This is a genomic window from Achromobacter sp. 2789STDY5608621, assembly GCF_001299375.1.
Taxonomy (GTDB): Bacteria; Pseudomonadota; Gammaproteobacteria; order Burkholderiales; family Burkholderiaceae_B; genus Achromobacter; species Achromobacter insuavis.
In genome coordinates, this window is the sequence record NZ_CYTU01000001.1 from 125100 (window position 1) to 134728 (window position 9629).

Here is a 9629-nt window from a genome sequence, read left to right on the forward strand (position 1 = left end):
GCATGCTGGATTCCTACCTGTCCACCGCCGGCGTCGTGCTGCCGTTCCTGCTCAAGGGCTTCTGGGAGACGCTGAAGATCTCGTTCATGGCGATCATCGCGGGCTCGCTGCTGGGCTTCGTGATCGGCGTCATCCGCAGCTACCGCATCCGCGGCCTGCACCAGCTGCTGGGGCTGTACATCCACGTGCTGCGCGGCACGCCGTTCCTGGTGCAGCTCTACATCTTCTACTTCGTGCTGCCCAGCACCGGCATCGAGCTGCTGCACTGGGAGTCGGGCACGGCCGCGTTCGTGTCGCTGTCGGTCTACACCTCGTGCTACGTGGCCGAGATCGTCAGCGGCGCCATCCGCGCCGTGCCGCGCGGCCAGACCGAGGGCGCCATGACGCTGGGCCTGCGGCCGTTGCAGATCCTGCGGCTGGTGATCCTGCCGCAGGCCATGCGCCTGATCGTGCAGCCCATGAGCGGCGTCTACGTCATGCTGATCAAGAGCACCGCCATCCTGTCGGTGGTCGGCATCACCGAGCTGACGCGGCAGGGCGAGGTCTTCATCATCACCTTCCCGGCGAAATCGCTGTTCATCTACAGCATGATCGCCGCCATCTACTTCCTGTACTGCTACCCGCTGCTGCGCCTGGCCACCTGGCTGGAGAAGCGCCTGACCGGCGGGCTGCAGGGCGCCGGGCTGAACTAGGCCCGCCCACACCGACAAGAGTCCCGCACGGGCCCTGACCCACGACCATGGCTACCGAGTACATCGACACCTATTACAAGCGCACGCTGGGCGATGCGCAGACCTACTACCCGCCGCTGGCGGGCGCGGCCGAGACCGACGTCTGCGTCGTGGGCGGCGGGCTGGCCGGCCTGACCACGGCGCTGGAACTGGCCCGCCGCGGCCACGCCGTGACGCTGCTGGAAGGGCGCCGCATCGCCTGGGGCGCCTCGGGCCGCAACGGCGGCTCGGTGTCGCCCGCGTTCTCGGCCGGCGCCGACGCCATCCGCAAGCACGTCGACGAAGACCACTACCGCCAGCTGTACCGGCTGTCGATGGAGGGCGTCGACATCATCCGCGACAACATCCGCGACCTGCGCATCGCCGACGCCCACAAGGTCGACGGCCGCCTGCGGGTGGTGCGCTACGAGGCCAGCGACGCGCTGCGGCGCTATTGCGAGGACCAGTGGCGCGATTTCGGCCGCGACGTGCGCCTGCTGGGCCGCGCCGAGGTGCGCGAGCGGCTGCTGTCGGACGCCTACTTCCAGGGCATCGAGGACCTGTCGTCGTTCCACTTCCATCCGCTGAACTACGCCCGCGCCCTGGCGCGCGAGTGCGCGCGGCTGGGCGTGCGCATCCACGAGGATTCGCCCGTCACCCAGGCGCGTTTCGAGGGGCCGTCGCGCCAGCTGCGGACCGCCGCCGGCCAGGTCGATGCGCGCACCGTGGTGCTGGCCACCGGCGGCTATACCGGCGACGTGGTGCCGGCGCTGCGTCGGGCGATGCTGCCGATCGCCACCTACATCATGCTGACCGAGCCGCTGGGCGAGCGGGTGCGCGAGGCCATCCGCACCCAGGCCGCCATCGGCGACGACCGCCGCGCCGGCAACTACTACCGGGTGCTCGATGGCGGCCGCATCGGCTGGGGCAGTAGAATCACCACCCGTGTCGATGATCCGCCCGATCTGGCCGAGTTCCTGCGCCGCGAACTGCTCAGCGTCTACCCCCAATTGCAGGGGCTGCGCGTCGAGACCGCGTGGTCCGGGCGCATGGCCTACGCGCGGCATCTGATGCCGCAGATCGGCAAGCTGGCGCCCGACGTCTGGTACTGCACGGCCTTTGGCGGGCACGGCATGAACACCACCGCCATCGGCGGCCGCGTCGTGGCCGAAGGGATTTCCGGCGACAGCCAGCGTTACCGGCTGTTCGAGCCGTTCGGGCTGGCCTGGAACGGCGGGGCGCTAGGCACGGCGGCGGTTCAACTCACATATTGGTCTTACCAGGCGCGCGATTGGTGGCGGGAGCGGCAGTCGCGGGCATGACAGGGTGTACAGATGCAAGGCAACAAACAGAGCGTGTTGGCACAACGGCTGCGAGCCCTGCGCCAGGCGCGCGATTGGACGCTCAAGCAGGCGGCGCAGGCCACCGGCGTGTCCGCGTCCACGCTCTCGAAAATCGAGAACGGCCTGCTCTCGCCCACCTATGACAACCTGATCAAGATCGCCGCGGGCCTGGACCTGGACGTGGCCGAGCTGTTCACCGCCTCGGACGCCCACATGGGCACCGGCCGCCGCAGCCTCAGCCGCCAGGGCGAGGGGCGCCAGTACGAAACCCCGTATTACGACCACCGCCTGCTCTGTACCGCGCTGTCGCACAAGCGCATGATGCCGTTCCACACCCGCGTCAAGGCGCGCTCGTTCGACGAATTCCAGGACTGGAGCCGCCATGGCGGGGAGGAATTCGTCTACGTGCTGGAAGGCGAGGTCGAGCTGTACACCGAGTTCTACGAGCCGGCTCGGCTGAAGGCGGGCGAGAGCTTCTATATCGACAGCCGCATGGGCCACCGGGTGATCAGCCTGAGCAAACAGGACGCGCTGGTGCTGTGGGTGTCCACCCACGCCGACCTGGGCGAGGAGTGAACCGTTCCAGCGACTGATAAACCGGGCGGTGCGGCCCGGCGGCGCCACGGGCCGTCCGCAACAGGGTAAAATGCGCCGCCCGGACTGGTTCCGGACAGTCACACACCGCGCGGCAGTAGCTCAGCTGGATAGAGCACGGGCCTTCTAAGCCCGGGGTCGGGGGTTCGAGCCCCTCCTGCCGCGCCAGGGTCACCCATGGAGTCAACCGTTTGTGCGGTCTCGTGGGTTGCCGACCTGGCAATTACTAGAACAATCAAGCCAGCGTTGGAAAGTTGCCGACGACGCGAAGGACTGGCCTCAGGCCGCGGACGCGGACATTTCGTGTTCGGCGGCCATGGCCAGGAACGCGGAACGCGACATGCGGCGGGCCTCGGCGGCCTGGTCGATGCGATGCACCAGGTTCTCGGGCAGGCTGATGTTCAGCCTGACGGCTTTGGTGTTGACCTTGGACAGATCGATATCCACCATCATCCAGTAGCCGCCCTGGAAGTCTTCGTGGCCCATCCACGCTTCGGGCGTTGAGGGTGCGGGAATGCCCGCGGTGTCGCCGTGGAAATGTGCTTCCACGGCTTCCTGGGCCGCGCGCGGCAGATCCTGCAGATCGTCCGCGGCCGCGAAACAGCCGGGAAAATCCGGGAAGGAGGCCCCGTAGGCGCTGCCTTCATCCTTGTGTACGTGGACCGGGTAGAGCATTCGGATCTCCAAAGGGGCGGCTAACGCAGGCCGGCTTGCTTGAGGATGCTGCGCAGGGTCCGCATCGGCAGGTCTTTCTTGGGGTGTGGCACCGTGACCTTGCCGGGTTTGATCGGATGCTTGAATTGATGATGCGATCCCACGGTGTGCACCAGATGCCAGCCGTCGGCCTTCAATTGCTTGATGAGGTCCGCGCTGTTCATGCTGCATGCCTGCCTACAATACACAAATATACACAACCGTGCCCGCTTTGCCTTGCCCGCGAGGGCGTGCGCATCCCACTTGAGGTTTTTCCATGACTATCGAACACGCCTATATCGTCATCGCGCCGCATGTCAGCGAATTCCCCGAGCCCCTGGTCTTGAAAACGGGCGATCGCGTGTCGGTCGGAGAGGTCTGTGACGGGCCGGAAGGTTGGCCCGACTGGTACCTGTGCTCGGCGCCCGGGCAGGAGGCGGGTTTCGTGCCGGGGCAGATCCTGGCGCGGCACGGGGACGGCACCGCCTCGTTGCGAGAGGACTTCACCAACAAGGAATTGGATGTGGTTCCGGGCGAGATCCTGCATGGCGGGCGTCAACAAAACGGGTGGGTGTGGGCGACGAGATTGTCCGGTGGGGCTGCCGGGTGGGTCCCGCTGGAGAATGTGCGCGTACGCGCGCATGAGGCGTGAATGCCCGCCAGGCATTGGGCTTTTTGCCGCTGTCGCAATGAGATTTCCGGTGTGGTGGCGCGCGCACGGCAACCCATGCTTGCAACGAGGCAGTCTATGACGCCAGCAGCCTTGAGGCGGCGGCCGTGGGCAAAAACTCGGACGCCTGGACGTGGCGTATCCTTCGCAGCATGACGCCTGGTACAAAAATCAAGGAAACGCCGCGAGTTTGTCTGCGATTGCGGCAGCGTTGGGTTCGCCTGCTGCTATCGGCCGCCGCCGCCCTGGCCGCCTGCCTGCCCGTCCACGCCCAACTGATCGAGCAGGGCCGCTTGCCGCGCCCCGACGGTTCGTCGATCGCCTATTACCTGCAGCAGCGCGATCCGGCGCGGGCCGCCGACAGTTTGCTGGTGGTGGCGCAGGGATCCGACTGCAACAGCGTCGCGCACAACCGCGCGATCCGCGAGCAGCTGTGGCGGGCACTGCCGGCGGCCGATGTGTTGACGGTCGACAAGTACGGTATCGACGCGGCCTTGCCCTATCAGCAGGACGACGGCGAGAACCGCGCCGATTGTCCGCGGGCGTACCTGCTGCATGACGACTTCGACCAGCGCGTGCGCGACTACGAGGCCGTGATCGCTTTGCTGCGCCGCCATGGCGCGTACCGGCGTGTGGTGGCGTTGGGCGGCAGCGAGGGCGCGGTGGTGGCCAACCTGCTGGCCGCGCGCGGCGGGTCGGTCGACGCCAGCATCGCCTTCAATGGCGGCGGCCGCTGGTTCCTCGACGACGTGCTGCACACCATCGAGGCCGGCGACACGCCGGCCGAGGCCAAGGCGGCCTCGGCGGCGGGGTTCCGGGAGTTCGCCGCGTTCCTGCGCGAGACGCCGTCGTCGGACCTGGTCGCCAGCAGCCACGGCCACGCATGGTGGCGGCAGGCGCTGGCGCTGGATCAACAGGCGGTGCTCGCGCGCGTGCGCACGCCCTTGCTGATCGTGCAGGGCGGGCGGGACGCCTCGGTGTCGCCGGGGGCGGTCGAACGTATGGTCGAGGATCTGCGGCGCGCGGGGCAGCGCAATATCGCCTATCGCGCCTATCCGCGGCTGGACCATGGCCTGCGCGACGCGGACGGCGTCAGCCGCATGGGCGAGGTGGCCGACGACATGGCCGCGTGGCTGCGCGATCTGCCGGCGCCCTGACGCGGGCTTTCTACAATAGCGGTTCGTTGCCCAAGGACACGCCATGCCTACGCCCGAAGACATCATGCGGCACTACGACTCGGATCCCGACGAGGATCCGTGGGTGCGCGGCAAGCCGGCGCCGGAAGCGGTGGCGCTGGCGCCGTACGACCCGGACTGGCCCGCGCGCTATGCGCGCCTGGCCGCCGACATCGCGGCGGCGCTGGGGCCGGCGGCGCTGCGCATCGACCACGTGGGGTCGACGGCGGTGCCGGGGCTGCCGGCCAAGCCGGTGGTGGACATCGACGTGGCGGTGGCCGACCCGGCCGACGAAGCCGCTTACGTGCCCGCGCTGGAAGCGCTGGGCTATGTGCTGACGATCCGCGAGCCGTCGTGGCACCAGCATCGCTGCCTGCAATTGGCGGCGCCGCGCGTCAACCTGCATGTGTTCGGTCCGGACTGTCCCGAGAACATCCGCCACCGCATGTTCCGCGACTGGCTGCGCGCGCATGACGATGACCGCGATCGCTACGCGGCGGCCAAGCATGCCGCCGCGCAAGGGGTGGACCAGGTGGCCGACTACAACCTGCGCAAGCAGGCGGTGATCCGCGAGATCTACGAACGGATGTTCCGGGCGGCCGGCTTTCTCTAGCGTTCGCTTGCGGATCCGAACGACGGCGCGCTGACGATGCGTCGGGCGCCGATGCGTCGGAAGCCGATGCGCCGGGCGTTTCCGCAGCCGCGCCCGGCCGCGGTTGTCGGGATCAGCCGCCGCTCAGGAACAGCTTGTCGCAGTAGCCGCCGAGCAGGTCGTACGACACGATGGTCTTGTTGGCGTCGGTGGTGAACGACATGTAGCAGGATTCGCCTTCCTGGGTGTAGTAGCCCGTCGGCGCGGTGTTCTGCTGGTAGATCGGGATGGCGCCCTGGCCGCCGCCGGCCGGCAGCACCGTGACCAGCGTGCTGCCCGTCGACGCCGTGCCGGTCTGGACGAAGTTCCGGTGCTGGGTCGAGCCGTAGCGGCTCCAGGTATGCACGTAGCGCGGGTTCTGCGGGGTGCCGATGTTGGGATAGGCGGCCGAGCCGCCCTGGGCATCCTCGGGGCCGAACTGCGCGGTGACCGCGTCGAGGTTCTGGCCGATCATGCTGTTGGCGTAGCGGTTCAGCTGGTTGGCGGGCGGGTGGTAGACGCAACCGCTCACCAGGGCGAAACCCAGGGCGGCGGAACCGATGGACAGGGTGCGGCGGATCATGAGGCGCTTCTCGTGAAGTCCGAAAGCGCGAATTCTATTTCCAGGTCGGCCCAGACAGGAAATCGTCAGCGTAAAAGACGTAACCAGGTATATGCGGCGCGGCTCGAGGACGGGCTCGAACGCGTCACGGGCTCATCCGGGATGCCGCTCGCGGCGGCGCCTATGTCCGCGCCATCGCGTGCGCGTAAGCATCCAGCGTGCGGTGCATCTGGCCGGCCAGGCGGAAGTGCGATTCGGCGTAGCCGCGCGCATGGGCCACGGCGGCGGCGGTGGCGGCGGGGTCGGCGCGGATCTGCATGATGCGGTCGGCGAAGCCGGCGATGTCGCCGGGCTCGGCCAGCCAGCCGGTGTCGCCGGGCCGGACGATCTCGGGCAGGCCGCCGACATTGCTGGCCACCACGGGGCAGCGCACGGCGAACGACTCCGGCACCACCCGCGACCAGGCTTCGGTGGCGGACGGCACCAGCACCACGTCGGAGGCATGGATCAGATCGGCCACGTCGGCGCGGTGGCCGGCGAACACCACGTGCTCGGCAATGCCGAGCTGCGCGGCCAGGATGCGCAGCTCGTTCGCGTACGCCTGGGTGGCGGCGGTGGCCATGCCCACCACCAGCGCGGTGGCCGGCACCGCGTGGCGGCGCAGCCGCAGCACCACGCGCAGCAGGTCGGCCTGGCGTTTCTCGGGGCGCAGCATGCCGATGGTCGAGATCACGTAGTCGTGCGGGCCCAGCGCCAGCTCGCGCCGCACCTGGCGGCGCACGCCCGGCTTGTCGGCGGCGCGGAAGAACTCGTCGCCGGCCCACTCGCCCACCACGCTGATGCGGTCGGCCGGCGCCAGCCGCGCGTCCAGCAGCGCGTCGCGGCCGGCGGCGCTGGTGGCGATCACGTGGTCGCAGCCCAGCTTCCATTCCAGGCGGCGGCGCGCGCTGGTCGGCATGGGCTTGGCGAAATGGCGAGTGCGCACCACGGCGCACAGGTCGCGGCACAGCGCGCCGGTCTTGCCGTCGGCGCGGCTATGGCTGTCGATGACGTCGATGTGCAGGCGCCGCACGGCGCGCCGCAGCCGCAGCACGGTGACCGGCGAATAGGGCGCGTCGAAGTTGATGTCGACGGTGGCGATGCCGCGCTGGCGCGCCGCCAGGTTGATGGCGCTGCCGGCGGGGGCGGCGATGGCCGCGTCATGGCCGTGGCGCGCCAGCCAGCAGGCCTGGTCGAGCGTGCGGAACTCGAGTCCGCCCAGGCTTTTTTCGCCGAGAGTATGCAGGATCCGCATGGTGTGACCTGATGGGTAAGGACGGCTGCGCGTCAGGTGCGGGCCGCGGGCGCGTGCGACAGCACGCGTGCACAGGCGTGCGCGACCTGGTCCGGGGTGATCGAGTTGATGCCGTCGCGCGGATGCCGCGGCACGACGTCGGTGGCGTTGCGACGGCGCCAGAACCATTCCGGATTGGCGCTGTTGAAGATGCCGACGTAGGGCACGCCGGCAGCCTGCGCCACGTGCGACGGGCCGCAGTCGTTGGCCACCACCAGGCGCGCGCGCAGCATGATCGCGCTCAGTTCGGACAGCGGCCGACAGTAGGCCACTTCGATGTCGGCGCGCCGCAGGGCGTCCAGCTCGGCGCGCTCGCGCGCTTCCTGCTGGCCCAGCACGAAGGTGTAGCGGGTGTCGGCGCCCAGCAGCGGCTTGAGCCGGTCGGCCAGCCGCAGGTAGTGCGCCAGGCTCCAGCGCTTGAAGGGACCCGATCCGCCGCCGGGAATGAACACCACGTCCGCGCCGAGCGTGGTGTGTCGGTGCGCGCGGGCCAGTTCGGTGAAGCAGCGGCGCGCCGCCTCCTCGGCGTTCAGCGGACGGTACGACGCCAGCAGGCGCAGGTTGGCCAGGCCGATGTACTCGGCCTCGTCCTTGCGATGGCAATGGGTCCACACCAGGTCGCTGAAGCGGGCATTGCGAAAGCCCAGCCGGATGGCGGGCAGCCGCAGCAGGTTGATGAGGCCGAAGCGTTCGCTGCTGTGGTGCAGGCTGACCGACACCTGGGTCCGCGCGGTCAGGCTGCGGGCGTAATCCAGCAGGCTGCGGGCGCGCACGAATTCATCGACCCACGGCAGGCCGCGGTAGATGTGGCCGACGTCGTCGCGCGCGACGACCTTGACCTGCCGCGCGGGCCACCAGGCCTTGAGCTGGTAGAGCGTCGCGAAGGCGACGATCTGGTCGCCCAGCTGGGGCTGGCTTCTGACGTAGACGACGATGTCCGACACGCTTTGCCTCTCCTCGGTAGCCATGTGTGATGGCTACGCAATCTAAAGGAGCGGGCGGCCAAACCTTCTTCGATACATTTAAGGAATGTGAAAATTTGGCAGGCGCGGCTTCATAAAAATACATATCTGTGCCGCCGGCCGGGGCCGGCGGGGGCGCCGGGCGGATTCAACTGATGTTCTCCCAGCCGCGCATGTCGTAGGCGTCGGCGGGGCGGGCGGGCTGCGGCCGGGTCAGGTGACGCGTCAGCGCCACGGCTTCCTCCAGGGTGGCCACGGCCTCGTGCGGGATGCCGAAGGCGCGCGCCGCCAGCTGCCCCTGCCGCTCGGCCTCGGCGCGGCGGCCGGCGTCGGGCTCGACGCTGATCTGGGCCTTGCAGAGCCGCCCCAGACGCGCCTTGTTGTGTTTGAGCCAGAGCCCGCGCTGCTTGCGGTCTGCGTGCGGTTCGACGGGGTCCAGTTCGACGTAGGCCACGGTGAAGGGCTGGCCGGCCGCCAGCAGGGCTTCCATTTCGGTCTGCCATTGGGCGGCGTAGCCGGGGTGGACCTGGGCCGGGTCGAACAGGCAGAGCGGATAGCGGCGTACGTCGTGGATGCGGAAGGCGTCTGGGTGGATGCTCATGAGGGGCTCCGGGTAAGCGGGGAGGGGGAAACGAGAGGGCTTGCGAGCGGCTGCGCGGCGGGTTGCGCGGTGGTGGAGGGCGGCTGCCAGCCGGCGCCGAGCGCCTTGTACAGACCGATGGCGTGGCGCACCCGCGCCAGCTGGCTCAGCGCCAGGGCGTCGCGCGCCTGGTAGGTGGCGCGCTGGGCGGTCAGGACGCCGAGATAGCCGCTCAGGCCGTTGCGGTACAGCCGCGTGGCGCGGTCGAGCGCGTCCTGGCTGTCGTGGACGGCGGCGGCCAGCGACTGCTGGCGCGCCTGTTCGGCGTTCAGGCCGGCCAGCGCGTCCTCGACATCCTGGAACGCGCGCCGCACGC

General features: G+C 69.1%; 13 protein-coding genes and 1 tRNA gene. 7 read left to right on the forward strand and 7 right to left on the reverse strand.

The window, feature by feature from the left end; translation table 11 throughout:
* The first annotated feature begins 2 nt into the window (after positions 1-2).
* From AOZ53_RS00590 to AOZ53_RS00605, 4 genes are all read left to right on the forward strand, one after another.
* Positions 3-692 (forward strand): amino acid ABC transporter permease, encoded by a 690-nt coding sequence (locus tag AOZ53_RS00590; protein WP_054431625.1) that lies wholly within the window; start codon positions 3-5, stop codon positions 690-692.
* Between the two features lie 47 nt (positions 693-739).
* Positions 740-2032: an NAD(P)/FAD-dependent oxidoreductase gene (locus AOZ53_RS00595; protein ID WP_054486586.1), complete on the forward strand. Its 1293-nt coding sequence runs from the start codon at positions 740-742 to the stop codon at positions 2030-2032.
* Between the two features lie 12 nt (positions 2033-2044).
* Positions 2045-2629: a helix-turn-helix domain-containing protein gene (locus AOZ53_RS00600; protein ID WP_054477208.1), complete on the forward strand. Its 585-nt coding sequence runs from the start codon at positions 2045-2047 to the stop codon at positions 2627-2629.
* 109 nt (positions 2630-2738) lie between these two features.
* A tRNA-Arg gene (locus AOZ53_RS00605) sits at positions 2739-2815 on the forward strand.
* Positions 2816-2926: 111 nt separating this feature from the next.
* Here AOZ53_RS00605 and AOZ53_RS00610 read toward each other — a convergent pair.
* Positions 2927-3322, reverse strand: coding sequence for a type II toxin-antitoxin system HicB family antitoxin (locus tag AOZ53_RS00610; RefSeq protein WP_054486587.1), 396 nt, complete (start codon positions 3320-3322; stop codon positions 2927-2929).
* 20 nt (positions 3323-3342) lie between these two features.
* Positions 3343-3525, reverse strand: coding sequence for a type II toxin-antitoxin system HicA family toxin (locus AOZ53_RS00615; RefSeq protein WP_054477203.1), 183 nt, complete (start codon positions 3523-3525; stop codon positions 3343-3345).
* Positions 3526-3617: 92 nt separating this feature from the next.
* Here AOZ53_RS00615 and AOZ53_RS00620 point away from each other — a divergent pair, with 92 nt between their 5' ends.
* The 3 genes from AOZ53_RS00620 (at position 3618) to AOZ53_RS00630 (ending at position 5798) form a co-directional block, all read left to right on the forward strand.
* Positions 3618-3992: an SH3 domain-containing protein gene (locus tag AOZ53_RS00620; RefSeq protein ID WP_054486588.1), complete on the forward strand. Its 375-nt coding sequence runs from the start codon at positions 3618-3620 to the stop codon at positions 3990-3992.
* Between the two features lie 218 nt (positions 3993-4210).
* A complete protein-coding gene (locus AOZ53_RS00625; RefSeq protein ID WP_082385461.1) occupies positions 4211-5167 on the forward strand; it encodes an alpha/beta hydrolase family protein in 957 nt (318 codons plus the stop codon).
* Positions 5168-5210: 43 nt separating this feature from the next.
* Positions 5211-5798 (forward strand): GrpB family protein, encoded by a 588-nt coding sequence (locus AOZ53_RS00630; protein WP_054486589.1) that lies wholly within the window; start codon positions 5211-5213, stop codon positions 5796-5798.
* Positions 5799-5910: 112 nt separating this feature from the next.
* Here AOZ53_RS00630 and AOZ53_RS00635 read toward each other — a convergent pair whose 3' ends face one another.
* From AOZ53_RS00635 to AOZ53_RS00655, 5 genes are all read right to left on the reverse strand, one after another.
* Positions 5911-6399: a hypothetical protein gene (locus AOZ53_RS00635; protein ID WP_054477190.1), complete on the reverse strand. Its 489-nt coding sequence runs from the start codon at positions 6397-6399 to the stop codon at positions 5911-5913.
* A gap of 160 nt (positions 6400-6559) precedes the next feature.
* A complete protein-coding gene (locus tag AOZ53_RS00640) occupies positions 6560-7672 on the reverse strand; it encodes a glycosyltransferase family 4 protein (protein ID WP_054431615.1) in 1113 nt (370 codons plus the stop codon).
* Between the two features lie 32 nt (positions 7673-7704).
* Entirely contained in the window at positions 7705-8655 is a 951-nt protein-coding gene (locus AOZ53_RS00645) for a glycosyltransferase family 9 protein (RefSeq protein ID WP_054486590.1), read from the reverse strand.
* A 166-nt stretch (positions 8656-8821) separates the two neighbouring features.
* Positions 8822-9274 (reverse strand): hypothetical protein, encoded by a 453-nt coding sequence (locus tag AOZ53_RS00650; RefSeq protein ID WP_054431613.1) that lies wholly within the window; start codon positions 9272-9274, stop codon positions 8822-8824.
* Positions 9271-9629 (reverse strand): TolC family protein (locus AOZ53_RS00655; protein ID WP_197286427.1); only part of this gene is annotated, 359 nt, incomplete at its 5' end. The genes AOZ53_RS00655 and AOZ53_RS00650, both read right to left, overlap by 4 nt.